This window comes from Herbinix hemicellulosilytica, from assembly GCF_002904165.1.
GTDB lineage: Bacteria > Bacillota > Clostridia > Lachnospirales > Lachnospiraceae > Mobilitalea > Mobilitalea hemicellulosilytica.
In genome coordinates, this window is record NZ_CVTD020000008.1 from 363,203 (window position 1) to 388,244 (window position 25,042).

At 35.8% G+C, this 25,042-nt stretch carries 21 protein-coding genes; 17 read left to right on the top strand and 4 right to left on the bottom strand.

Annotated features, from left to right (window positions below):
• Positions 1 to 8 precede the first annotated feature (8 nt).
• The 6 genes from HHT355_RS02650 to HHT355_RS02675 all read left to right on the top strand — a co-directional run bounded on the left by HHT355_RS02650 (position 9) and on the right by HHT355_RS02675 (position 9,447).
• Positions 9 to 4,349: a DUF5704 domain-containing protein gene (locus HHT355_RS02650; RefSeq protein WP_103201898.1), complete on the top strand. Its 4,341-nt coding sequence runs from the start codon at positions 9 to 11 to the stop codon at positions 4,347 to 4,349.
• Between the two features lie 528 nt (positions 4,350 to 4,877).
• The gene (locus HHT355_RS02655) at positions 4,878 to 5,075 is read left to right on the top strand and encodes a DUF4177 domain-containing protein (RefSeq protein ID WP_103201899.1); all 198 of its coding nucleotides are present in this window, start codon (positions 4,878 to 4,880) and stop codon (positions 5,073 to 5,075) included.
• A gap of 481 nt (positions 5,076 to 5,556) precedes the next feature.
• On the top strand, positions 5,557 to 6,033 hold the full coding sequence (locus HHT355_RS02660) for a chemotaxis protein CheW (RefSeq protein WP_103201900.1): 477 nt from the start codon (positions 5,557 to 5,559) through the stop codon (positions 6,031 to 6,033).
• A 42-nt stretch (positions 6,034 to 6,075) separates the two neighbouring features.
• Entirely contained in the window at positions 6,076 to 7,968 is a 1,893-nt protein-coding gene (locus HHT355_RS13570) for a hypothetical protein (protein WP_158245867.1), read from the top strand.
• A gap of 36 nt (positions 7,969 to 8,004) precedes the next feature.
• Positions 8,005 to 8,766, top strand: a complete 762-nt coding sequence (gene hisF, locus HHT355_RS02670) for an imidazole glycerol phosphate synthase subunit HisF (RefSeq protein WP_103201901.1) — start codon at positions 8,005 to 8,007, stop codon at positions 8,764 to 8,766.
• A 6-nt stretch (positions 8,767 to 8,772) separates the two neighbouring features.
• Positions 8,773 to 9,447: a uracil-DNA glycosylase gene (locus HHT355_RS02675; protein ID WP_103201902.1), complete on the top strand. Its 675-nt coding sequence runs from the start codon at positions 8,773 to 8,775 to the stop codon at positions 9,445 to 9,447.
• A 143-nt stretch (positions 9,448 to 9,590) separates the two neighbouring features.
• On the opposite strand, the gene HHT355_RS02680 is transcribed toward HHT355_RS02675, so the two are convergent.
• Entirely contained in the window at positions 9,591 to 13,823 is a 4,233-nt protein-coding gene (locus tag HHT355_RS02680; protein WP_103201903.1) for a 2-hydroxyacyl-CoA dehydratase, read from the bottom strand.
• A 408-nt stretch (positions 13,824 to 14,231) separates the two neighbouring features.
• Here HHT355_RS02680 and HHT355_RS02685 point away from each other — a divergent pair, with 408 nt between their 5' ends.
• The 11 genes from HHT355_RS02685 to HHT355_RS02735 all read left to right on the top strand — a co-directional run bounded on the left by HHT355_RS02685 (position 14,232) and on the right by HHT355_RS02735 (position 22,995).
• The gene (locus HHT355_RS02685; protein ID WP_242967497.1) at positions 14,232 to 14,498 is read left to right on the top strand and encodes a LysM peptidoglycan-binding domain-containing protein; all 267 of its coding nucleotides are present in this window, start codon (positions 14,232 to 14,234) and stop codon (positions 14,496 to 14,498) included.
• Between the two features lie 219 nt (positions 14,499 to 14,717).
• Positions 14,718 to 15,596, top strand: a complete 879-nt coding sequence (locus HHT355_RS02690) for a hypothetical protein (protein ID WP_103201905.1) — start codon at positions 14,718 to 14,720, stop codon at positions 15,594 to 15,596.
• Positions 15,597 to 15,659: 63 nt separating this feature from the next.
• A complete protein-coding gene (locus HHT355_RS02695; protein WP_103201906.1) occupies positions 15,660 to 17,081 on the top strand; it encodes a hypothetical protein in 1,422 nt (473 codons plus the stop codon).
• A gap of 60 nt (positions 17,082 to 17,141) precedes the next feature.
• Positions 17,142 to 17,450, top strand: a complete 309-nt coding sequence (locus tag HHT355_RS02700; protein ID WP_103201907.1) for a hypothetical protein — start codon at positions 17,142 to 17,144, stop codon at positions 17,448 to 17,450.
• 115 nt (positions 17,451 to 17,565) lie between these two features.
• Positions 17,566 to 18,669, top strand: coding sequence for a DUF2953 domain-containing protein (locus tag HHT355_RS02705; protein ID WP_103201908.1), 1,104 nt, complete (start codon positions 17,566 to 17,568; stop codon positions 18,667 to 18,669).
• Positions 18,669 to 19,079: a GerW family sporulation protein gene (locus HHT355_RS02710; protein ID WP_103201909.1), complete on the top strand. Its 411-nt coding sequence runs from the start codon at positions 18,669 to 18,671 to the stop codon at positions 19,077 to 19,079. The genes HHT355_RS02705 and HHT355_RS02710 overlap by 1 nt, the downstream gene beginning before the upstream one ends.
• Positions 19,072 to 19,521, top strand: coding sequence for a DUF523 domain-containing protein (locus HHT355_RS02715; RefSeq protein WP_103201910.1), 450 nt, complete (start codon positions 19,072 to 19,074; stop codon positions 19,519 to 19,521). Before HHT355_RS02710 ends, HHT355_RS02715 begins: the two co-directional genes overlap by 8 nt.
• Positions 19,522 to 19,654: 133 nt before the next feature.
• A complete protein-coding gene (gene rpmB, locus HHT355_RS02720; RefSeq protein ID WP_103201911.1) occupies positions 19,655 to 19,840 on the top strand; it encodes a 50S ribosomal protein L28 in 186 nt (61 codons plus the stop codon).
• A gap of 379 nt (positions 19,841 to 20,219) precedes the next feature.
• A complete protein-coding gene (locus tag HHT355_RS02725; protein WP_103201912.1) occupies positions 20,220 to 20,576 on the top strand; it encodes an Asp23/Gls24 family envelope stress response protein in 357 nt (118 codons plus the stop codon).
• 35 nt (positions 20,577 to 20,611) lie between these two features.
• Positions 20,612 to 22,285 carry a DAK2 domain-containing protein gene (locus tag HHT355_RS02730; RefSeq protein WP_103201913.1) on the top strand — a complete coding sequence of 558 codons (1,674 nt, stop codon included), beginning with the start codon at positions 20,612 to 20,614 and terminating at the stop codon, positions 22,283 to 22,285.
• 149 nt (positions 22,286 to 22,434) lie between these two features.
• Positions 22,435 to 22,995: a DUF1653 domain-containing protein gene (locus tag HHT355_RS02735; protein ID WP_103201914.1), complete on the top strand. Its 561-nt coding sequence runs from the start codon at positions 22,435 to 22,437 to the stop codon at positions 22,993 to 22,995.
• A gap of 98 nt (positions 22,996 to 23,093) precedes the next feature.
• On the opposite strand, the gene HHT355_RS02740 is transcribed toward HHT355_RS02735, so the two are convergent.
• The 3 genes from HHT355_RS02740 to HHT355_RS02750 are packed head-to-tail and all read right to left on the bottom strand — an operon-like array spanning position 23,094 to position 24,966.
• The gene (locus HHT355_RS02740; protein ID WP_103201915.1) at positions 23,094 to 23,879 is read right to left on the bottom strand and encodes an ABC-2 transporter permease; all 786 of its coding nucleotides are present in this window, start codon (positions 23,877 to 23,879) and stop codon (positions 23,094 to 23,096) included.
• Positions 23,873 to 24,571, bottom strand: a complete 699-nt coding sequence (locus tag HHT355_RS02745) for an ABC transporter ATP-binding protein (RefSeq protein WP_103201916.1) — start codon at positions 24,569 to 24,571, stop codon at positions 23,873 to 23,875. Before HHT355_RS02745 ends, HHT355_RS02740 begins: the two co-directional genes overlap by 7 nt.
• Positions 24,572 to 24,588: 17 nt before the next feature.
• Positions 24,589 to 24,966 carry a GntR family transcriptional regulator gene (locus HHT355_RS02750; RefSeq protein WP_103201917.1) on the bottom strand — a complete coding sequence of 126 codons (378 nt, stop codon included), beginning with the start codon at positions 24,964 to 24,966 and terminating at the stop codon, positions 24,589 to 24,591.
• Positions 24,967 to 25,042: the final 76 nt, after the last annotated feature.

Below are 25,042 nucleotides of genomic sequence, written 5' to 3' on the forward strand. Positions count from 1 at the left end.
GGAATTTAATGATCTTTAAGAAAATATTTTTAAATAAAAAAGGATTTATAATAGCTGGAATAATCTTTTTTATAACAATAGTTTTGAGCAATATAACAAAAGCAGAAAATAATTATGACAATAATACGCCAGAAGTAATTATGGAAGATGGTAAAATTATTTTTCGTGTAACAACAAAAGCCGCTTCAAGTGGTATAAGATATAGAACAACTGGTTTTACAATATCTATGATACCGCAAACGAAAACGGTTACAACAAAGGGGTTAACAGGTCCAGATGCACCACCTACACCTAATAAAGTAATAGTTTTATTGGATAGTGAAAAAAAAGAAATTAGTAGAACAGAAAAAGAGGTAGTAACAGAATTTAGAATTTCTGAAGATAGAGTTAAATCTACATTAAAAGACATTGTAAATTTAGATGATTTGAGTGAAGATACTATAATTTATTTACATGCAATATTCCAAACATATAAAATAGAAAACGGAAAAGAAATACTTCTTAGGTCTGGAATTTCTACATGGAAAGATATAGTGAACGCAGAAGCTTGGGAAAAACCATCAGATTTTGAAAAATACTTTAATATACCTGTAAAATTTGAGCCAGGTTTACAGCCTAATGATCTTTATTATGTTGTGGAAGGTAAAGAATTTTATCAAGGATCTCTTGAAAGTAAAAAAATAAATCAATATGTAAATTGGAAAAATGAAGTAAGCGAAGAGTATAATCTTAATGGATCTAATGATCAAAAATATAATTTAATTGGATATTATATTAAAAGCAAATTAACGGGAAAAGAAATTAAAGGCTCACGAAAAATGGTGGGCGATATAATTAATGGTAAAACAATAACTGTTAAAGATATTATAAATGGCACAGCAAAAGTAATATATGGCGGTTTAGATATATGCATGATCTATAAAAAAACAGATATATCTATCAGAATTCATGCAGCAGATATAGATACAGATAAAATAATAAAAGAAAATATATATGTAGGAAAAATAAAACCGGGAGAAAATTTTAGCCAATCCATTGATAAAGCTATTACAATCGGAAAAGATACATATACAAAAACTAAACATTTTTACTATTATCTAAAAAATAATCCTGCCAAGATGAGGGTAAGAGAAACGGCAAAAGACGAGGATCCCATAGAGTTTACAGCATTTAGTGATATTGATTCCAATGATGAAATAATTGTAATAGCATATTATAAGAAAGCTTCCCAGGGAACAATAGCAATAACAGTTAATGCGGTAAATAAAGAAACAGGAGCAAAAATTACTACTTTAGCAACAGAAACGGCTAAATCAGGAGATACATACAAGTACACCGCACAAGAAACACTTTCAGCCGGTGGAAAATCGTATGATTTCACCGGAGAATGGAAGTGGGAATATAGGAAAAATACGTCATCTTCTCCGATTGTATCAAATTCAGGAAAAGGGGAAAACATAAGCTTTACAGTGCCGTCTGCAAATGATATATCCGGAGGAATTACCGTTACCGTTTATTATACTTTAGGAGAAGCATCAGCAGACCAGATTGACTTACGGGTTATTATGGTAACAATGTCAGGGTCCTTAATAGAAGAAGTATCAAAGGAAACGGTTACAAGAGGGCAGAGTATAAGTAAATCAATTCAAAATCAAAGATTAGTCGGAAATATTACATATCAGTACCAAAATAAATGGGATTATACATATAAGACTTCTTCCGGTGATCAAACAAAGACAGGAACCGGAAATACCGTATCATTTAAAGTTCCAAATGAAACACAACTTGGAACGGTTATAACTGTAAAAATATATTATGATGCATCACAAAACGTAGATGTTCCCGATCCTTTACAGCCTATTATCTTACCGATTGACACCCCGGACCCCTATGCAATAATTGACGGTGATAAGTACGGATCACAATATTTTATATCCAGGGAAGGAATAGCCACAACGGAAAGCCAGCATGTGTATGTTAAAACAAAAGATTATCTGTTAGGTTACAGGCTTGTTAATAAAACAGGAAAATTAAAATTATCGGTACCGGTTACTATGACGTATACTTTGATTTATAATACAGCAACTCCGGAAGAATTTGGCGGACCCAAAGAAGTTACGGAAACCGTAACAGATACACAATATATATCTGTAGAAAGAGCCTATTCTTATTGGGAAATAGAATATCTCGAATATTACACCCCAAGTTCTGCAACTGTATATAATTATTCCCTTCCAAATGAAAGAGCAAATCTAGTTATCAATTCTGCATATCTTTTTGTTCCGGCACTTTCAACCAGACACAGCAGCAATTTATACGATCATATAATTCTGCCAAGACAGGTGACTGAAGGCATACACCTGAATTATGATACACCAATTACTTCGGATGACGGTTACAGACCGACAGTAAATTTTATTGACCTTACTCCGTATGCCTTGGAAATGACGGAAGAACTTAAAGTCAAAAATGATTTTATTATGTTTGACGGGGTTGTTGTAATGTCAGATGAAATATCGGAAAAGATAGCACCGGTACCGTATACAGGAGTAATGGTACATTCAAACAGCTTAACCCATGATAAAGCCTTATTTAAAGATGGTCTTGTAATAGATGCTTTAAAGAAAAATGGAGTTTATACATCATCGGGAAATGTAATATATCAAAAACATCCTATGAGTGTAAACGCTTATTCATCAAAAACATTCAACATTAAAGTAAATGACGTTACTATTCATACCCCTGTCATATGTGATCCAATAATTTATGCCGATAACGATAAATGGGTACAACTTATTGAACCTCAAGAGGAAGCATATCATTTGGTGCTGGACCCGGATTCAGAACTTAATGATTTTACGGTAAGAATATCGAATAAATTGCATCATACTCCTAGACTTGGTTACTATGAGAGGGATTTTTCAAGGTCTTTTATCGATCCCGAAAATATATCTTATATTGCTAAAAAGAACGGCAAGCTAAGAAATGAGATGAGGCTTCCTTTCGATGTTTTTATTGATATAAACAATGACAATAAAACAGAAAACGATGAACTGATTAAGGCAGGTACATGGATAATTCTTGATAGGGAAACCTACCGCTTTTATGTGCCAATGTGGGTACAGGAAGGAATATATACTGCCGAATTTCGAACCATAGCCGTTAACGGTGAAGACAAGCTAAGCAATACGGAAAATGTAAGAAACACCAATATAAGCAACTATGTTGCTACCGCAACCAGGACATTTCAGATTTCAGGCAGGATATACGGGTTTACTGTATATGACATATCGGATGAAGGAAGATGGAAAGATATATTCAGAAAGAAAGATACAATGCTGATTAAATTATTTGAAGGAGCTATAGACGGTACAAAAAGACCGGGTTTTAACAAAGATTATGCTTATTATTATACGGTCGGTACCAAAAACCAATATGGTATGGAGACCGGAAGGTACAGCAAATATACTTTACCTTTGATAAACGGAAGCCACCCCAAATATAAAAACGTTGGTGCAATAAAAACAGGGTATGCTTTTAGATTTATGATTGATACTACAGGTGAAATGTATTCAAGCGGTTGCAGAATAAGAATAATACCGACATTTTATCATGTGGATGAAAACGGTAAAAACAGACAGCTTGTTGATATTTATTATGATGAAGAAATCAACGGAAAGCTGCATCAGCTTATTAAAATCGGAGAAGGAATAGATTTGGTAAACTTAAAACAAGGCCAGGTAGGAAATCCTTACAGCAGAATACCGGAAGATGAATTAAAGCATACGGCTAAAGTGATGGATACTACATATTCAAAAATAAAAAATCAGTATGGTTTTATGTATTCATACAGCGAAATACGCTTAACAAACCAGTTCAGAACCTTTATTGGCCTTGATTATGCAAATCATATTACAGGGCTTCCGTCTTACAATAAAGTTAAAGAAGTGACTAAAGAAACCGAACTTAGCCTGTCAAAGTATATGCAGAGATGGTATGGAACTTATAAGCTACCTACCAATATCCATGTTGCTCCGGCAGGATTTGACGTATACGGATATTTAAAAAAGTATGGTATAGATTATAGAGAGGATTTTTGGCTGAAAGAGGGTTATATAATAGTAAATTTTAGTATTGAGACTATAAACAAGAATGGCAACAGACATTTGTCATATATAAACTCAAGCAATTATCTGAACAAGGGACATTGTTCCATGTGGGTTACCGAAGGGGCTGTAATACAAAAGAAGGATGATAAGGGAGCAGCCTTTGATTTTAAAGCCGGTGATGTTATCCTTTATTATGTAAATAAGAATTACAAGGAAGACTTTATAGGTGTTTTATACTAAAGATACAGTTTCTTATCCTAATATGATATTGAGGTATGTTTTTCATAAAAAATATAACCTGCTGTAATCTGTTATGCCACATATATTAATTTACAGTAATCATTTAAACTTTTCACCATGACAGATTACAGCATGGAGGTTAACCCTTCCTATGTCTTTTGCCTTTTGTTAATAGTTCTAATTAAAATTTAATCATGTTAATATTGAGGGCAAATAAAATTATGTTATTATAGAATAAAGTTTTAGAGAGTTAAAGTTAATCATGTGGTTTTGAAGTGATACTATAATTATAACAGTTTCAGGCGAAATCAGTATTCTTGGTTATAGATTACATATATGAAATTGTAACTACCTATTAATTTAGTCGGGAATTTTTATATTTTTAATTACATGTTACCTTTAAGAATTGATGAAAATGTCTTTGATGTCTTTTTAATTATAATTTTGCCATGAAAAAGGAATAAAAGGTTGCTCTGTAAGTATTTTTTTAGATATTAATTTAAAAATGCAAAGGGGTGAGAAAACATTATGACTTACTGGGAGTACAAAACAGTAAAGTTTGCTACTAGTGGATTTAGCGGCGGCAAAATTGACATAAATAAATTTAACAGTATTCTTAACGAACACGGAAGAGACGGGTGGGAACTGGTAAGTTGTTTTGATACTAATCAGTCATATGGTGCCAGCAGATTTGTAATAGCTGTATTTAAAAGGCCTATTAACTAAAACCGTTTGATATAATACCATTTTATCTTTAAAACTAACCGGTTTTACATCATATGATACCGGATTAGGGGCGCAATTGGTTTAGGTTTCAGGTATTATACTTGTACTTAGTTCTAAATCAAAATGGAACTTCTTTCTGAGTGACTTTTGTAAAAAATATTCCAGAAAGCAGTTCCATTTTTATATACTTTCTTTTATGTCAAGTCGTTGTTGGTATTGTATATTTATGTTATTATATTTGTAAATTTAGAATTTCATTAGGATAATAGCTTGATTTTATAAATTACAACTTTAATAATAGTGCATTTTATTCCAAAATGATTGCTGTTTTTGCAAGGAATTATGATAATTTTAAACTGACACGAAAAATGTTTGATTATATTTGTTTTTTTAGCATAGTTATACTATAATTAAATCGTAATTTTGGCGATATATAATATAGAACTTATAATTCATTTTGGTACTAAGGCGGAGGGATACCATGGAGAAGGAACTAATGCTTGACGAAGAAATAAGGAATATTGAAATATTGGAGTTCCATGCCGGAGGACATTCCTATGGATTCGATATAAGCGATGTAAGAGAAATACTTCCTTATGACAAAAAAATAAGAAAGATACCAAATTCCAATCCATATATTGAGGGTATCGTAAAACCCAGGGATTTTATTATTCCGATTATAAATCTTGTATCATATCTTTTGCTGGAAGATGTGGCTGATAAAGAACTTGAGATGCTCATTGTAACCAAAGTAAATAATATGAACGTCGGTTTTCATGTTGATTCGGTTGACAAAATCCATAGAACTACAACTGCCAATATAACAAAACCGGATAAAAATCTAAGTACTAAATTAAAAGATGTCGTTACAGGGATTTTAAATATTGACAACAGAAAAATTGAGATTTTGGAGATACGCAATATTATTTCGGATATTAATCCGAATATTAAGTTTTGATTATATATTTTTGGGATTGTATATATAATAGGCGGGTGACTTATGAATAAATGTAAGTTATGTAAAAAAGAAATTCCCGACGGAACAGAATATTGTATTGAGTGTATGAATAAGAAGGACTTTGCAACGGATGAATCATATCTTGATAATTTGCTTAATTCTATTCTGGAAGAAACCATAACCGCTCGAGATGTATACAAAACTCAGGCTGTTCATGAGGAAGATTCTTTAAATGGGGATAAAACAGCAGATACTGTTGATTTGGCGGATTTATATGACTTTGAACAGTTTGATTTTACAAAAGATTTGGACGAGCCTGTCGGTATTAAAGACGATATCAGTAATGAAGACTTATTAAGTTCAGATAAAATGACAGAAGATGATTTGGTTACATATGAAAATGATGAAGTAAGTGGCGATGTAACAGAGGATACAGATATTACTTTTAATAAAGGGGATTATGAGGATAAATCTGATATGATAAATAGGGATAATTTTTTAGACCTTTATAATAATATCGATTCTGAATTTTTGCAGGCCGAAAATCAAAGTGAAGAGCTAAACAGTGATGAGAATGGTTACGAATATAGTGAAGGCGAAGACGAAGCAATTGACTTGTCGATAGATGAATTGATGAAGCAAATTGACCTGGCTGACGAAAAAAATTCTTCCCAAGATACCGATAAGAATAGTAATTTTTCCGAAGCAAACATTAATGAAATGAACGTAAGTATGACTAACGATCTAGAAAAGAAAGGAACAGATGATTTGCAGGACAATAATTTAACACCGGAGGACGAACTTTTAAGCCTTTTAAATCAATTTGATCCGGAGGATCCGGTTGCCAGTGATATTCAATCCATTACCGAGCTTCTTGGAGGACTTGAACTGGATCTTAGAAATGATAAAAATAACTCCTTTTTTACTGAAACTAAAGAAACTGAAACTAAAGAACCAGTATCGGCGAATATTCCGACTGAAGTACAGGATGATAAAAAAGAAGACGATAATGGTATACGCTATATAACACAGGATTTTGAAGATGATGAAAAAAACCATAAGGAATCAAAGAAAAAAGTCGGAAAGGCAAAAAAGAAGAATGGTGAACCGAAGGAAAAGAAGGGAATCTTTCAGAGGATATTCGGAAATATAAAAGATGATAATGACGATAACTCTTCTGAAAATCAATCGCCATTCTTTGAGATGACGGATGAAACAGATATTAAAGAAGAAAAAAAAGACAAGAAAAAGAAGAAAAAGACAGGCAAAAAAGCAGCAAAGACAAATTATAATGACGAAGATGATTTAAATTCAGTTAAAGACGACACAGAGTCTGTAGAAAGAAAGAAAGCAAAAAAAGCGAAAAAGGAAAAGAAGAAAAAAGAAAAGGCCGTAATATTCGAAGAAGAGATAGATGAAGGACGCATAAATAAAGTCGGAGCTTCTATTGTATTTTTGTTCTTTGGAATTATTGTAGCTATACTTATTACAAGCACAAATACTTTTTCATATAGGCAAAGTATCGGGAATGCATCCAAATATTTTGACAGGAAGGATTATGCACAGGCATATAATGAGATTATTGGGCTGGATTTAAAAGACGAGGACATTGAACTTTACAATAAAATAAAAACTGTATCTATTGTATACAAACAACTGGAATCATATTATAATTATTACAACTTGAGAAAATTCCCTGAAGCTTTGGATTCATTGCTTAAGGGACTAAAGAGATATGATAAATATATTGAGCTTGCAACAATGCTGGGTATAAAAGAAGACATGGATTATATTAGAAGCCAGATCGTCGATGAATTGTATCATGTATTTAGTCTGACAGAAAAAGAAGCCTTAGATATTATTAGCTTAGAAAATAAAGAAGATTATTCTGTAGCAGTCTATGAGGCTGTAAATGATATTATTGCCTATTATTAATTCTATATGCTTTATTCGATGATGGGAGAGTGATTTATGAGGCCGGTAAGAGTTATACCTTGCCTTGACATACATAACGGTCGGGTAGTCAAGGGAGTAAAATTTACGGATTTGAAAGATGCAGGGGACCCGGTAGAAATAGCTGCGGCATATGACAAGGCCGGTGCCGATGAGCTGGTATTTTTGGATATATCGGCAACCGTCGAAGAAAGAAGCACCAATATGAGTGTTATGAGTAAAGTTGCCAAAGCGGTTTCAATTCCCTTTGCGGTAGGGGGAGGAATCCGTACTATTGAAGATATTGAAAGAATTTTGGATGTCGGGGCAGCCAAGGTAGGCATTAATTCCGCTGCCATTGAAAATCCCGATTTAATCAAAACAGCAGCCGATAAATTCGGAAGCAGCCGGATTGTTCTTGCCCTTGATGCCAAGAAGAAGGCGGACGGATCAGGCTGGACTGTTCTGAAAAACGGTGGCATGGTAGATACGGGAATAGATGCTGTAAAATGGGCAATACAAGCTGTAGAGCTTGGAGCCGGTGAAATTCTTTTAACCAGTTTGGACTGTGATGGAACTAAAGACGGTTATGATCTTGAACTTACTAAGGCCATTTCCGAGAGTGTATCTGTTCCTGTTATTGCATCCGGAGGAGCAGGCAAACTGGAACATTTTTATGATGCTGTAACTATAGGAAAAGCGGATGCTGTATTGGCAGCATCTTTGTTCCATTTTAAAGAAGTTGAAATTATGGAAGTAAAACGCTATTTGAGCCAAAAAGGAATAAACGTAAGGTTGTGAACATAAATGGGCGCTATTACAAACGACTGGCTGTATGCTATAGGAGATGAATTTAAGAAACCATATTATAAAGAATTATATAATTTTGTAGTTAACGAATACAGAAAATATATCATATATCCTAAGGCGGACGATATATTCAATGCTTTTCATTTGACCCCGCTTAGTAAAGTCAAAGTGGTCATATTAGGACAGGACCCTTATCATAATGAAAATCAGGCCCACGGCTTATGTTTTTCGGTTAAACCGCATGTAGATATACCACCATCCTTAATGAATATCTTTAAGGAACTTAGAGATGATTTGGGATGTTATATTCCCAATAACGGATGCCTTGAAAAATGGGCTAAGCAGGGCGTACTCCTTTTGAATACGGTATTAACGGTCCGGGCCCATAGTCCTTTATCCCATCAGGGAAGAGGATGGGAGTATTTTACCGATGCGGTAATCAGGGCGGTAAATGATCTTGACAGGCCGGTAGTTTTTATACTGTGGGGCAAGCCTGCACAAAGCAAAAAGAAAATGCTTACTAACAGCAAGCATTTGATTTTGGAAGCGCCTCATCCCAGTCCTTTATCGGCCTCAAGAGGATTTTTCGGAAGCAGGCCTTTCAGTAAAACCAACGAATTTTTAATCAAAAACAACATAGAGCCGATTGATTGGCAGATTGAAAATATATAGTGACGTAAAAAATAGATAATATATCAGCAATGCCAAAGTATAAGATATTTCCCAATAATGTCTCTTGCAAAAAAAGCGTCAGAAGACAAACATATTATGTTAGCTTCTGACGCTTATATTTTAGTGCTTTTCGCCTAAGAGGGCTATTGAGCCTTATTCATGTTCTGTACTGCCGTTGACAGCATAAGTTTCAGGCGGTTTAACTGGTTAACTTCGCTGGCGCCGGGGTCATAATCGATTGCTACTATATTTGCCTCGGGATGACGACGCCTTATTTCTTTTATTACGCCCTTGCCCACAATATGATTAGGCAGGCAGGCAAAGGGCTGGGTGCATACTATATTGTAAACTCCGGAATGGATAAGTTCCATCATTTCTCCCGTTAAAAACCAGCCTTCCCCGGTCTGGTTACCGACAGAGACGATGTCCTCGGCGTACTTTGCCAGCTTCTTTATGTGTACGGGAGGATCAAAGCGTTTGCTCTTTTTAAATGCTTTTACGGCTTCTTTGCGCATTTGCTCCAGCGCCCATATGACTATATTTGAAATATGGGCGGAAACTTTTCTTTTTCCGAGATATCTGGCTTTAAAATTATTGTTGTATGCGCAATATAACAAGAAGTCCATTAAGTCGGGGACAACCGCTTCGGCTCCGTCCGCTTCCAAAAGCTCTACCAGATAGTTGTTGGCGGCGGGAGAAAATTTTACAAGAATTTCACCTACAACACCCACTTTGGGTTTCTTCATATCTTCGTAAATAGGAAGGTTATCAAAATCGCGTATAATGCCTCTTACGTTCTTCTTAAATTCTCTCCATTTGCCTTTCTTAAGGCTTTCTATACAGATATCCCGCCATTTTGCATGCAGGGCATTGGCTGACCCGGGAACTTTTTCATAAGGCCTGGTTTTATATAGTACCCTCATGAAAATGTCACCGTATACCAAAGCCTGCATAGCTGTAATAAGCAGTTTAGGGGTTATTTTTAATCCCGGATTCTTTTCAAGGCCTGCGGCACTTAATGATATAACAGGTATATGGGACATTCCGGCCTTATTTAAGGCACGGCGGATAAATCCGATATAGTTGGTTGCACGGCACCCGCCGCCGGTCTGGGTGATAATTATGGCAACCTTGTTTAAATCATATTTGCCTGAAAGCAATGCATCCATAATCTGGCCTACAACAATAAGAGACGGATAACAAGCATCATTGTTGACATACTGAAGGCCGACATTTACAGCACGGCGGTTGTCGTTGGGAAGGACCACTATATTGTAGCCGCCGCTTCTTAAGGCAGGTTCAAGCAGTTCAAAATGAATAGGAGACATCTGCGGTGCCAATATAGTGTAACTGTCTTTCATATCTTCGGTAAATATTACCCGGTGATAAGCGGAAGAAGCAACTTCCGATTTATAACCCATTCTTTCTCTTTCTTTGACCGCCGCAAGTAAAGACCTAATACGGATTCTTGCCGCTCCCAGATTGCTTACTTCGTCTATTTTTAGTACCGTATATATTTTACCTGCTGAAGCCAGGATATCATGTACCTGATCGGTTGTTATGGCATCAAGACCGCAGCCGAAGGAATTAAGCTGAACCAGTTCAAGATTAGGCTGGGTGCGGACAAAGGAAGCCGCAGCATACAATCTTGAATGATACATCCATTGGTCGACCACAAGGGTAGGGCGGTCTACCTTGGCAAGATGAGATACGGAATCTTCGGTTAGAACGGCTATTCCGAATGAGTTTATCATTTCGGGGATTCCGTGATTGATTTCAGGGTCTATATGATAAGGCCTTCCTGCCAGTACTATGCCTTTTTTCCCTGAGGCCAGAAGATAAGCCAGGGTTTCTTCTCCTTTTTTTCTTATATCGTCTCTTGCTTTGCCTAATTCTTCCCAGGCTGCATTACATGCATCTTTAATTTCAGACTTGGATATACCTTTTTTAGTAAAAATTTCAATCAGTCTGTCTGTAAGTATTTTTTTACTTTCAAATGATAGAAAATGATTGGCAAATTCAATGGAAGGGTCTCTCAATTCTTCAACGTTATTCTTTATATTTTCCGGGTAAGAAGTTACAATCGGACAGTTATAATGGTTGTTGGCTTCCGGAAATTCAATTCTTTCATATGGAATACTCGGGTAGAAGATAAATTTTATACCCTGATCAATCAGCCATTTTACATGGCCATGAGCCAGTTTTGCCGGATAGCATTCGGATTCGCTGGGTATTGATTCTATTCCAAGTTCATATATCTTTCTGGTTGAAGGAGGGGATAAAACAACATGATATCCCAACTTCGTAAAGAATGTATGCCAGAAAGGATAATTCTCATAAATGTTTAAAACTCTGGGTATACCGACCGTACCCCGTACCGCCTGCTCTTTCGGAAGCGGTTCATATCCGAAGTAACGTTTCAATTTATAGTCAAATAAGTTGGGTACGTTTTCAGAGCTTTTTTCCTTACCGAGGCCTTTTTCACACCTGTTGCCGGTTATAAAACGTCTGCCACCGGTGAATTTATTGATGGTAAGCATACAGTTGTTGGTGCATCTGCCGCAGCGGGCAAGGGTGGTTTCAAACTTCAGCTCATTGATTTGGTCGATAGTGAGCATGGTGCTTTCGCCGCCGTCATAATTCTTTCTTGCAATTAATGCTGCACCGAAAGCGCCCATGATACCGGCAATATCCGGCCTTACGGCTTCACAGCCTGAGATAATCTCAAAGCTTCTAAGCACTGCGTCATTATAAAACGTTCCGCCCTGGACTACTATTTTATTACCCAGGTCTTTGGGGCTTGTAACCTTAATAACTTTATACAAGGCATTTTTTATTACGGAATATGCAAGCCCCGCTGATATATCAGCTACACTTGCACCTTCTTTTTGTGCCTGTTTTACTTTAGAGTTCATAAATACCGTACATCTGGTCCCCAGATCTATAGGATTTTTGGCAAAGAGAGCCACTTTTGCAAAATCAGCTACTTCATAATTCAAGGATTTTGCAAAAGTCTCTATAAAGGAGCCACATCCTGACGAACAGGCTTCGTTAAGAAGAACGTTATCAACAGTGTTATTTTTTATTTTTATGCATTTCATATCCTGACCGCCTATGTCAAGGATGCAGTCTACATCAGGCTCAAAAAAGGCGGCGGCATAATAATGGGCAACGGTTTCAACCTCACCGTCATCAAGCATAAGGGCGGCTTTGATCAAGGCTTCCCCGTACCCAGTAGAACAGGCACGGACTATTTTTGCATCCGGCGGAAGTATCTCATAAATTTCCTTTATGGCTTTTATAGTGGTTTTTAAAGGACTTCCGTTGTTATTGCTGTAGAAAGAGTAGAGTAAGGTACCGTCTTCGCCGACTACAGCCACTTTTGTGGTAGTGGAACCGGCATCTATACCAAGGAAGCAGTTTCCTTTATACTCGCTTAAGTTCCCTTTCTTTATTGTATGTACTGCGTGTCTTTTTCGGAATTCCTCGTATTCGGCTTCGTCCTTGAACAAAGGTTCAAGCCGCTGTACTTCAAATTCCATCTTTATTCCTTCGGACAGTTTAGTATAAAGATCAGAAAGCTTGGTTGTTTTTTCTTCCTTGCTGTTCATGGCTGCACCGATGGCTGCAAACAGGTGGGAATTTTCGGGCGATATAATCTGCTCATCGGTCAGTTTAAGGGTACGGATAAATGCATTTCTAAGTTCCGAAAGGAAATGTAAAGGGCCTCCAAGAAATGCTATATTTCCACGGATTGGTTTACCGCAGGCAAGGCCGCTGATTGTCTGATTTACCACCGCCTGGAATATGGATGCGGCTAGATCAGGTTTTGTTGCGCCTTCGTTTATAAGAGGTTGTACGTCAGATTTTGCAAAAACTCCGCATCTGGCTGCAATCTGATATATGGCCTTATAGTCTTTGGCATATTCATTAAGGCCGGCTGCATCGGTTTTAAGTAAGCTTGCCATCTGATCGATAAAGGCTCCCGTTCCTCCGGCACAGATACCGTTCATTCTCTGCTCAACACCGTTTGTAAAATACAAGATTTTGGCATCCTCACCGCCAAGCTCAATGGCAACGTCCGTATGAGGGGCATAATACTGAAGGGATGTCGCTACAGCTACAACTTCCTGGACAAAGGGAACGTCCAGATGTTTAGAAATAGCCAGACCTCCGGAACCTGTTATGACAGGTTGTATAGTAAAATCCCCCAGAGTATCCTGAGCCTTTTTTATAAGGGCAGCGAGGGTTTCCTGTATATTGGCAAAATGGCGCTCATAAGCGGAAAAAAGGATTTCATTTTCTTTATTTAAAATCACAATTTTCACTGTGGTTGAGCCTATATCAATACCCAAAGAATACTTAATACTGATCATGACGTACTCCTTATCAATAACTAAAATTTAGCAGATAAAATTAACTTTATTAATTATACGACACATAATTTTTAAGTTCAACATCATAAATATTATAAAAAAATAAGAACCGCTTAAGGAATTCTAAATCTTTTTTTAAATTTTACGGTCATAAACTTTTATAAATATGATATGCAAATGTCGTAATTTTGCTAATATTTAATGTATTTGCGATTAATTTATCCTGTAAAATAAAATACTTTTGTAACAAATTATATGGTAAACGTAACCATTTATGTTAACAAATGAATATAATAGAAGTAATCAAAACAGTAAGTTGCTTAAAGTGGGGATGAGGCTGAATTGTTCTGCATATATTATGAAATAAAAAAAGGAGATACTTTATACTCAATTAGCCGAAGATACAACGTGGATCTGAATGCTATTATTATGGCAAATCCCTTCGTTAATGTATATAACCTTAAAATAGGGGATATAATCTGTTTGCCTTGCGTTCCGCACAATAGATATACTAATTATACCACGTATATAGTGGAAGAGGGGGATACCTTAGGAAGCATAGTTGAAAAAAATGGGATAAATCTGGCTGACTTAATGGAAGCAAACGATATAAATTCCATCGTTTTGATGCCCGGAACAACCATTAATGTGCCTGTTTGGGAAGATAGTGAATAATTAATAGACTTATATTAAAATATATTCATAATCCTTATATACAGAGGTGCCAATTCAGAGCACCTCTTTTATAATCCCTTTTTTGTTTGACAAAGGATATAGAAAAACATATAATAAAAATTGATATTCTAAATCGGAAGATACGTATTTTTATTAAGTTTATATTAGATTTTAGTATATAAAAGTTCTTGTAATTAATTGAAAGGCACAGGTGTTAATATGAGATTTTTACAGCGGCTTGAAAGAAAATTTGGAAGATACGCAGTTCCGAATCTTATGAAATATGTCATTTTACTATATGCAGTCGGAATTTTGATATTCTCAGCAAGCCCATATGCATATTTATTTCTGGGGCTGGAAGTGGATCAGGTATTAAAAGGACAAGTCTGGAGACTGGTAACATTTTTAATACCCTACAATAGGTTCGGAGATATTTTCTTTGTATTTTTAAAGGCTTATGTCTTCTATATGATAGGTAATGCCTTGGAAAATGCATGGGGAACATTTAAATTAAACTTATATTTCTTTAGTGCGGTTATTTTTAATATATTGGCAGCTTTTATAGTTTACGGAATATTCAGGTTAAACATTCTTGGGAATTTTTTGATGGTTGTTTATTCACCCCTTGATATTATATACAGCTCCATGTTTTTCGCTTTTGCCGCTACTTATCCGAATATGCAGTTTTTACTGTATTTTATCATACCGATAAAGGCAAAGTATCTGGCATGGTTTAACGGAGCATTTTATATTTATGAAATATACAAGTTAATAAGGGTCGGATTCTACCTGGGGATAATTCCGATTGTTGTATCCCTGTTAAACTTTATTATTTTCTTTTTAGGAACCAGAAATTACAGAAGAATATCGCCTCGGGAGCTGGAGCGTAAAGCTAATTTCCGCAGACAGGTTAAAGAAGGACTACGATATAATTCTACAGGCCGTCAGACTGTAATAACCAGGCATAAATGTGCTGTTTGCGGAAGGACTGAACTTGATGACGATGATCTGGAATTCAGATTTTGCTCAAAGTGTGACGGTAATTATGAATATTGCATGGAGCATTTGTTTACTCATGAGCATGTGAAAAAACAATAGTATAATTTTGATTTATAAAGGCTTTAGCAAATCAGACTAAAATCTTATGTCAGGAAGGTATATATGAATAAAAGACTTAAAAGCATGTATAAAGAGATAATTAACAATAAAAATTTAAAGGAAAATATTCCGGTATTTTTAGATTTAACAGCAGATAAGTATTATACGTCGGCATTATTCAGGCTGGCTTTGCATTATTTTACCTTCTATGAAATGTATTGTGATGATAGCCGGTTATGGGACAGTCAGCTTAAAGAGTATTTTGAGAAAGTTAACAGGATTATTTCACAGCTTGTAAATGACAGTCAAAGAAGTGAAAATAAAGACTTTATACAGGAGACTGATGAAATCAGGAGCGGTATTATAGCCAGGATGAACTGCCTAACCTATTACACAGACTTGTTTGAGATATATGAATATGCTTTAAACCGGGTAGAATACAGATTCAAGGATGTAAAAGAACTGGAAGATGACGAAGAATTGGCAAGAAAGATTTTACGATTTATTTTCGAATCTAATGATAGTGTTATGGTCAATGAATTGATAAAAGAAGTAATAGGTCAGCTTCCGGTTCGTATCACAAAGCAAAAATACTTTGAATATCTGAAAGACGGCTTTAAGGAACTTATCGGTGCTTCACAGGACAGTTTTGAAATATATCTTTATATGATAAGAAGTTCAGCTTTACTTGATAGTGTAAAGGATATTGAAAATATTTATCCGGATTTGTGGGAAAAGAAAGAAAATTTAGAAAAGATTGATTTTAAAAACATTACAAAAGAGGAATATGAAAGAGCTATTAATCTTATATCTGAAGCGGTAAAATTCCTTGAAACAGCAACTACGGCATACTATAGTTTAACAGAATTGGTAAACGACCTGTATGCCCTTTTGGTCTGCGATCCTTTTAAAGGGGATACCTCTGAGGAAAAGGAGCTTAAAGAGGCAGCATTTTATATAATAAGGGAAATCAACACGGAATATTATAAAAATACTCAGGACGAGATATCACAGGAAGTTGTAGACAAATTTAAAATTTTGGAAGGTTTTCAGGAAGAAACCGAATTTGATTTATTAAGTCTGGAAGACGCCCTCTTTCATTTAAGTGAACATCACAAAAAACGGGTGGAAGATACAGCGGATTATGAACTTTTTAATTCCCTGCTTCTAAGCAAAGACCTGCTTTCAGACAGCCTGTTTATAGATCTTCACAAGAGCAAAAGTACTGATAAAATCGGAAAAGAAAGATGTCAAAAGGAAGTCGACAGGCTGATAGAAGATTTGTCAGGTAAATTTCAGACCTGTGACCGAATGATTATGAGAGCCATAATGGCAAACACAATAAACAAACTTCCGGTATTTTTCAATAACCATACCGAAGTTATGAATTATGTTATTTATTCGTTAAGTAAGTGTACCGATATGGCAGAAAAGTATGCCTGTATCGAAATATTAAATGAGATTATGGATTATCAGCTGATTTAAAGCCTAAATTGTTTACCGGTGGTAATTTGTGGAATAATATATAGCTGGAGGGTTATCCCAATGGTACAATGGGCATCAAAATTATATATCGGCGATAGACTTTTGAAAAAAAAGGACAAAACTATTGCTTCTATAAATAATAGAAGGATAACTTACGATGTCTTTTGCATAGCTTTGGCATCACACCCCGGTAATCTTTTTGATATCATGAATGCCAATGAGCTTTTATTTCCTCATTATCAGAAAACTGAAATTAAAATTGTAGGTTTAGCCAAAGGCAGGGATGAGGCAATAAGCCTTGTGCAGGACATGATTATGGAAATATATAACAATACCGGTTCTTTTAACGTAAGAGATTATTTTGTCTAAATGTTTATTTGCTTGGTAATTGGCTTTATTAACCAAGCCTTTTACATAAGAAGTATTCCTAATGTATAATGAGAATGCAAATGCAGTTATAAGATAGGCGGTTGATGGATAAACTATGATATCCGTTCTTTTATTTATACTCAAATTAATCGGGTTTGTTATTTTAGCGGTAATAGGTATACTTCTTATTGTTTTTTTGGCTGTACTTTTTGTTCCTGTCAGGTATAAGATTAATGCAAACCACGGTGAAAGCGTGGAATTAAATGCGGTTATAAGCTGGTTTTTTCATATAATCCATGCAAGAATAAAGCACACGGAAAATAATTGGAGGATACTTGTAAAGATATTCGGAATATTGGTATTTGACAGTCATAAATCTTTAGGATTTAAGAAAGATAATATAATAAAAAATGATGAAACAGAACATCATAAGGATGCTGACATGAATGACGACTCTTATAAAGAATTTTATAAGACCGGGCATATAAGTTCACCAAAAGAAAATACAGCAGAGAATAAAGTACCGTTCAAAGACAATGATATGCCGTATAAAAATGAGCACTCAGCTAACAAGGATACGGGCGATACAGACAGGGATTCGAATGATGTATGTAACTTCCGGGATAGAGATGAAGCATCTCTGATAAAAATTGAATCTGATTATAAAGATGGTTCCTATGAAAAATATGAATCAGAAACTAAAGCTGATACGAAAAATAAATATAGAAAAATTTCCATAGAGAAGTTTAAAAGGCTGTTTATAAAGATTAAATCCCGGATTGTTGAAATTTATGAGCGTATTATCGACAGGATAAAGACTTTAATAGAAAAGCTAAGAAGCATAAAACATAAAATCAGCCTGATATATGATTTTCTCACTGATGAAGTGAACAAAGAAGGTTTTCGTTTTACTTATGACTGTATCAAAAAATTATTAAGGCACATAAAACCGACAAAACTGAAATCAAGGCTGGTATTTGGTACGGGTGACCCCTGCAGTACAGGGCAAATTTTAGGTTTGTTCGGTATTTTATACGGTTTTTATGGAAATGATTTAAATATCACACCTGATTTTGAAAACAAGGTTTTTGAAGGAACTCATTATGCAAAAGGAAGAATTAGGCTGGGGACGGTTGCGTTTATAGTCATTAAATTCTTGTTAGACAAGAGATTCAAGGAATTAAAGAGGAACTATCAACTATTAAAGGAGGCGTTATAATGGCTGATAACAATTTCAATGCAACGGTAGAATCATTATTTAAAGGTATGGACAGCTTTTTAACCACAAAAACAGTAGTAGGGGATGCGGTCAGATTTGATGACGGAACAATTATCTTGCCTCTGATCGAAGTGACTTTTGGTGTGGGTGCAGGAGCATTTGCCGGGGACAAGAAAAACAACGCGGGCGGAGGTTTAGGAGGTAAAATAACGCCCAGCGCCGTCCTTGTAATACAAAACGGATCATCCAAAGTGGTTAATGTTAGAGAAAAGGACAGTGTAAGCAAGCTGCTTGATATGGTTCCGGATGTTATTAATAAATTTGTCGGTCCAAAGAAAAAGAATGACAATATGGATGAGAAAATAAAAGAAGCCGTAAGTAATTGTACCGAAGAGACCGAAAATGAATAAAAAAGAAAATGTATTAATCAGTGCCTGCTTTATGGGGGCAGGCTGCAGATATGACGGTAAAAGCATTCACCTGGACCGTTTGGACGAGCTGAAGGAAAAATATAATTTAATCCCAATATGCCCGGAATTACTCGGAGGACTGGGTACGCCAAGAAGCCCTGCAGAAAAAGTGGGAGATAAGGTTATAAATAAAGAAGGACAGGATGTTACCGCATATTTTCAAAGAGGGGCAGAAAAAGCCTTAAAGATAGCCAAAATGTATGATTGCAAATATGCAATATTAAAGGAGAAAAGCCCTTCCTGTGGCATTGGTAAGATTTATGACGGAACTTTTTCGGGGACTTTGGTTGAAGGCAACGGTATAACGGCAGAATTGCTTATGAAAAACGGTATAAGTGTTATAGGGGAATCTCAAATAGGAAAACTTTTGAATTGCAAGTAAAATTATGGTGATAAATGGCGGATGAAAATTTATACAAGAAAAATTTACTTGCAATATAAGGTATATTCTGATAGAATAAATGTGTTTGTAAGTCCATAACGGTTCTAAATTTACCTTAAGGAGGTGCTTTCATATGGCAAAATGTGCGATTTGCGATAAAGGTGCTCACTTTGGAATCGCTGTGAGTCATTCTCATAGAAGAACTAATAGGATGTGGAAAGCCAACATTAGATCTGTTAGGGTTAAAGTTAACGGGGCAGTAAGAAAAATGTATGTTTGTACTTCCTGTCTTAAATCCGGAAAAGTTGAGCGCGCATAAATAAAGAATGGGTGTCAGGGGGTCTTGGCACCCGCTTTTTAGTTTGAAGAATTTGTTAATTACAAAACAAATTATACCCAAGCAGCAAGCAAAGTATTATAATACATATAGCCAATATACCGTTGGTAATAAAAAGCATGATTGTCATACCGATGGCAATCCAAAATAGGATAAATCCTATCATTCTCTTCATATTATGCACTTCCGAATTGTTTTATAGTAATATATAATATGCAGAGAACCGTTAGGATATCTCATTTTTAAATATATGAAATGTACAGTTTTGTCATGATTGAATAAAATTTGGCTATACTATCGATAAATGGAGATAATTGATAAAATAAACATAGAAAAACGCAGCGCAGAAAAGGAGGTTAATATGAAAGGACATTTGAATACCGGAATCGGGGAAATTACGATTGATAATGAAGTGTTGGCGAAATATGCCGGGGCTGCAGCCATAGAATGCTTTGGCGTTGTCGGAATGGCTTCAATTAACATGAAGGACGGCATAGTAAAGTTACTGAAAAAGGATAATTTGAGTCATGGAGTGAATGTAACAGTCGAAGATAACAAAATCACGATTGACCTGCATATTATCGTCTCCTATGGTGTTAGTATTTCTGCGGTTGCCGATAATTTGATCAGTAATGTCAAGTATAATGTAGAAGAATTCTCGGGGCTTGAGGTCAAGAAGATCAACATTTTTGTCGAAGGAGTCAGAGTAATTGACTGACGCTGGGAATTACGGTGATTAAGGAGGAAAAATCTGTGATTGTTAAAACTATAGATGCAAAAACATTTAAGAAAATGTTTCTTGCCGGAGCTGCGAGTATAGAAGCCAAAAAAGAATTTATTAATGAGCTTAACGTGTTCCCGGTACCTGACGGAGATACCGGTACAAATATGACCCTGACTATCATGTCCGCAGTGAAGGAAGTAAACAGTCTTAATGATCCCTCAATCGAAGAACTGGCAAAGGCCATCTCAAGCGGTTCTCTTCGCGGTGCCAGAGGAAATTCCGGCGTAATTCTGTCTCAATTATTCCGAGGATTTACCAAAGAGATTAAAGACTATAATGAACTTAATGTCACCATAATGGCCAACGCCTTTAATAAAGCGGTAGAAACAGCATACAGGGCAGTTATGAAACCCAAAGAAGGAACTATATTGACGGTTGCCAGATGTGCGGCTGAAAAAGCAGCCCAATTAGCTCTTGAAACGGATGATTTGGTTTATTTCGGTAAAGAAATAATTTCCCATATGGAGGAAGTTTTGGCACAGACTCCGGAGATGCTTCCTGTGCTAAAAGAAGCCGGTGTAGTAGATTCCGGTGGACAGGGACTTGTTGAAATTGTAAAGGGAGCTTATGATGCTTTACTTGGAAAAGAAATATCACCGGTGTCTGTAAAACAGGATGGAGCTTCTCTTTCTTCCGCAAAGATGGAAGGAATATCAACCGAAGATATAAAATTCGGATATTGTACCGAATTTATTGTAAAGCTTGAAAAGGAATACTCATTAAGTACTGAAATAGAATTCAAAAATTATCTTGAATCTATCGGGGATTCTATTGTTGTCGTGTCTGATGATGACATCATTAAGGTACACGTACATACGAACGACCCCGGGTTGGCTATACAGAAGGGTCTGACGTATGGATCGCTGACAAATATTAAGATTGATAATATGCGTGAGCAGCATAATGAGATAGTTATAAAAGATGCCCAAAATATAGCGGCATCCGGTGATAAACCCAAGAAACCTGCAAATAATCAGCCCAGAAAGGAAGCTGGCTTTATTGCAGTTTCTATGGGTGAAGGACTGGGTGAAATCTTTACCGGACTTGGGGTAGATTACATCATAGAAGGCGGTCAGACCATGAACCCCAGCACCGAAGATATGCTCAATGCCATTGATGAAGTGAATGCGGATACTATTTTTATATTACCTAATAACAGCAACATAATTCTTGCTGCGGAACAGGCTAAGCAATTGACGGAAGATAAAAATATTATTGTAATTCCTTCCAAGACTGTACCTCAAGGAATTACTGCGATAATTAATTATGTATATGACAAATCTCCTGAAGAAAATGCCGAAAGAATGATTGCGGAAATGAATAAAGTAAAATCAGGCCAGGTTACTTATGCAATCAGAGATACGGTTATTGACGGCAAGGAAATTAAGCAGGGCAACATTATGGGACTTGGTGACAAGACCATACTGGCCGTTAGCGATGACATAAAGACAACTACCATTGAACTGGTAAAAAATCTCGTAGATGAAGACTCGGAGCTTATCAGCCTCTATTATGGTGAAGAAGTTTCCGAGGAGGATGCCAACAGTGTCGGTGACGAGTTGATGAACCTATATCCTGATTTGGATGTGGAAGTTCATTATGGCGGACAACCGATTTACTATTACATCCTTTCGGTAGAGTAATAATTTAAATAAAATCACTAAATTTTTAAGGATTCCGACGAAAAATATACAGATGAGAAAGCTTAAAAAGTGGTCGCATAAGGACCACTTTTATATCTATCTGTGTATTTTTTATATGATTTGAGATTAAAGGCAAAAGGAGGGGCAGGATGAGCAAATTACCAGGACCGGGAGAGATTTTTTATCTGACAAAGGACAAGCCTTATCAGGTTATAACAATCGGAATACATAAAGAGACATGTGAAAGTATGGTGATTTATCAGGCTTTATTTGGCGATTTTAAAACTTATGTACTTCCGGTTTCGAAATTTTTAAGTGAATTTCAGCAGGAGTCTAAAGAAAAAAGTACCGGTATAAAAGAGCCTGAAAAAGTATCTTTATGCAACGTAGACGATGAAGATCCGTTAAAAACCGGTAAGAATGAAAATGCTTTGGAAATAAATAATGAAAAAATTAATGAAACGGAAACCATTGAATATACTGATGAAAAAATGAATGAAGTTTTACTGAGTTTTCTTGATGCCAAGTCATATTCTAAGAAGCTGGAGATTGTAACTACCCACATAAAAGCTATGGATGACAGGCTTATAAATAATATGGCAGCATCTTTGGATTGCACAGTTAATGAAGGGCCTCTGGAGCAAAGGTTACAGGAACTGATTTATTGCCTTAAGCAATTGAGCCGTTTTGAAGACAGAAGATTAAGATAGGAAATAATAAAGTAATCTATAATTATATAATCTAAAAAACTGCTGCATCGCATCCGACCTAAGGCCGTATATATGCAAGGCAGCAGATTTTTTATAAGCTATTCAAGATTAAGTTTTTTGCTGAATATATAATTGGTTATAATATAATAAAATATGCTGTAAACTGCTCCTAAAACAATTATTATAAGGCATATTGCATGGGGCAGATTTTCAAATTCTTCAATAGGTATCCTTGAAAAATAAGATAGGCTAAACACAACAAACAGTGAAATAGTTTGAATAACTGTATTAATGACAATATAGGATGCAAAAGCTCCCATTACTTTATGTCCGGTGAATAAGTGGCCTATTGCAACAGATACATATATAAGCAGAATTTGTTGTATCAGGCTTATTATCGTTGCCAATATGATTTCAATAATCAGTAAAATGTATTTTCCGCCAAAAAATGATTTCAAGCTTGTGATAATACCAATCCACGTATCTTTTAACATAAGGGCCCGCTCGGCATTAAGCAAAAGAATTAACAAAGAAGCTATTACAACTATTACGCTTACAATCATCCATAAAACTGATGATATTAACTTTGAGTTTATCAGCTGATATGGCTTTACAGGCAAGGTAAACATCAGATAACCTTCGTCAGACATAAGGTTCTTATAAAACCGCAAAATTATAAGTACAAAGGTTACAAAAAAGGTTGCTGTTATGGCAAAAATATAAGAAATCCTCATTATAGTGCCTATTATTCTAAAGGCAGTATTATCCCAGTTGACATTAATTAACAAACGGTTTACAAAGGAGAGGATAATAGTAATTCCATATATGGGCAATAAAACTCTTCCTGTTGCGACTAATTCATGTTTGATTAATTTTTTTAGCATCTAAATACCTCCCTGAACAGTGCATCTATGGATTTGCCTTCTTTTTCCCTGATTTCATCAACAGACGAATGCAGGTGCAAATTACCTTCCTTGATAAATATTGCTTCATCAAGAACATTCTCTATATCCGATATCAAATGAGTGGATATAATAACCGTGGCATTTTCGTTATAATTGGTAATAATGGTATTTAAAATATAATCTCTGGCAGCAGGGTCCACACCGCCTATCGGTTCGTCAAGACAATATAAATCGGCATTTCGGCTCATTACCAGAATGAGCTGTATTTTTTCTTTTGTTCCTTTGGATAAGGATTTTAATGTCTTACTCGGGTCAAGGTTAAGTCTTTTTAACATATCGTAAGCCTTATTCACATCAAAATCCTCATAAAAATCTTTGAAAAAATCGATTGCCTGAGAAACTTTTAACCAATCCGGCAAATATGTTCTTTCAGGAAGGTAAGATACGATTTTTTTGCTTTCCACTCCGGGGGCTTTACCTGCTATCCTGATGGTTCCTGATGTAGGGACCAAAAGTCCGTTAATCAGCTTAATCAAAGTAGTTTTGCCGCTGCCGTTGGGGCCCAGTAAACCGATGATTTTGCCCCGTTCCAGATTGAGATTAATATTATTCAAGGCAGTGACAGAACCGAATTTTTTTGTTAAAGAATTGCATTCCAATATAACGCTCATGTCTTACTCCTTTCCCGTTATACGCCTTTATTTTTATTCTTTGCTATTTCATTAATCAACGAAATTATTTCGTCAGTGTCCAAACCCAGTTGGCCGGTTTTTTCCAAAAAATCATTTATAATTTGTGTAATATAACGTTTTTTTAATTGCCTTATTAGTTCTTCATCTGAGGTTATGAACCTGCCGGCAGTACGGTTAGCATAAACAAGTCCTTCCCGTTCCAGTTCCGACATGGCTCTTTGCATGGTATTGGGATTAACCATAGCCTGGGCTGCCATTTCTCTGACCGAGGGAAGCTTATCTCCGGGTCGGTATTTGCCGGATATGATTCCTGCCTGGATTTGTTCCACCAATTGGAGATAAACAGGTTTATCACTGTTTAAGTCCCATTGCATCCTTACAGCTCCTTTCATAACTGACCGACTGTTATCGGGTATGTTTTGTACTATTGTATTAGTGTATTATTGTATT

Excerpts from the sequence above, each read along its gene's own strand:
- HHT355_RS02735 (WP_103201914.1), top strand. The coding sequence starts at position 22,435 with ATGAGCAAATTACCAGGACCGGGAGAGATTTTTTATCTGACAAAGGAC.
- HHT355_RS02655 (WP_103201899.1), top strand. The coding sequence starts at position 4,878 with ATGACTTACTGGGAGTACAAAACAGTAAAGTTTGCTACTAGTGGATTT.
- HHT355_RS02705 (WP_103201908.1), top strand. The coding sequence starts at position 17,566 with ATGATATCCGTTCTTTTATTTATACTCAAATTAATCGGGTTTGTTATT.
- HHT355_RS02750 (WP_103201917.1), bottom strand. The coding sequence starts at position 24,966 with ATGCAATGGGACTTAAACAGTGATAAACCTGTTTATCTCCAATTGGTG.
- HHT355_RS02675 (WP_103201902.1), top strand. The coding sequence starts at position 8,773 with ATGGGCGCTATTACAAACGACTGGCTGTATGCTATAGGAGATGAATTT.
- HHT355_RS13570 (WP_158245867.1), top strand. The coding sequence starts at position 6,076 with ATGAATAAATGTAAGTTATGTAAAAAAGAAATTCCCGACGGAACAGAA.
- HHT355_RS02740 (WP_103201915.1), bottom strand. The coding sequence starts at position 23,879 with ATGCTAAAAAAATTAATCAAACATGAATTAGTCGCAACAGGAAGAGTT.
- HHT355_RS02710 (WP_103201909.1), top strand. The coding sequence starts at position 18,669 with ATGGCTGATAACAATTTCAATGCAACGGTAGAATCATTATTTAAAGGT.
- HHT355_RS02700 (WP_103201907.1), top strand. The coding sequence starts at position 17,142 with ATGGTACAATGGGCATCAAAATTATATATCGGCGATAGACTTTTGAAA.
- HHT355_RS02660 (WP_103201900.1), top strand. The coding sequence starts at position 5,557 with ATGGAGAAGGAACTAATGCTTGACGAAGAAATAAGGAATATTGAAATA.
- HHT355_RS02715 (WP_103201910.1), top strand. The coding sequence starts at position 19,072 with ATGAATAAAAAAGAAAATGTATTAATCAGTGCCTGCTTTATGGGGGCA.
- HHT355_RS02695 (WP_103201906.1), top strand. The coding sequence starts at position 15,660 with ATGAATAAAAGACTTAAAAGCATGTATAAAGAGATAATTAACAATAAA.
- HHT355_RS02745 (WP_103201916.1), bottom strand. The coding sequence starts at position 24,571 with ATGAGCGTTATATTGGAATGCAATTCTTTAACAAAAAAATTCGGTTCT.
- HHT355_RS02680 (WP_103201903.1), bottom strand. The coding sequence starts at position 13,823 with ATGATCAGTATTAAGTATTCTTTGGGTATTGATATAGGCTCAACCACA.
- HHT355_RS02725 (WP_103201912.1), top strand. The coding sequence starts at position 20,220 with ATGAAAGGACATTTGAATACCGGAATCGGGGAAATTACGATTGATAAT.
- hisF (WP_103201901.1), top strand. The coding sequence starts at position 8,005 with ATGAGGCCGGTAAGAGTTATACCTTGCCTTGACATACATAACGGTCGG.
- rpmB (WP_103201911.1), top strand. The coding sequence starts at position 19,655 with ATGGCAAAATGTGCGATTTGCGATAAAGGTGCTCACTTTGGAATCGCT.
- HHT355_RS02650 (WP_103201898.1), top strand. The coding sequence starts at position 9 with ATGATCTTTAAGAAAATATTTTTAAATAAAAAAGGATTTATAATAGCT.
- HHT355_RS02690 (WP_103201905.1), top strand. The coding sequence starts at position 14,718 with ATGAGATTTTTACAGCGGCTTGAAAGAAAATTTGGAAGATACGCAGTT.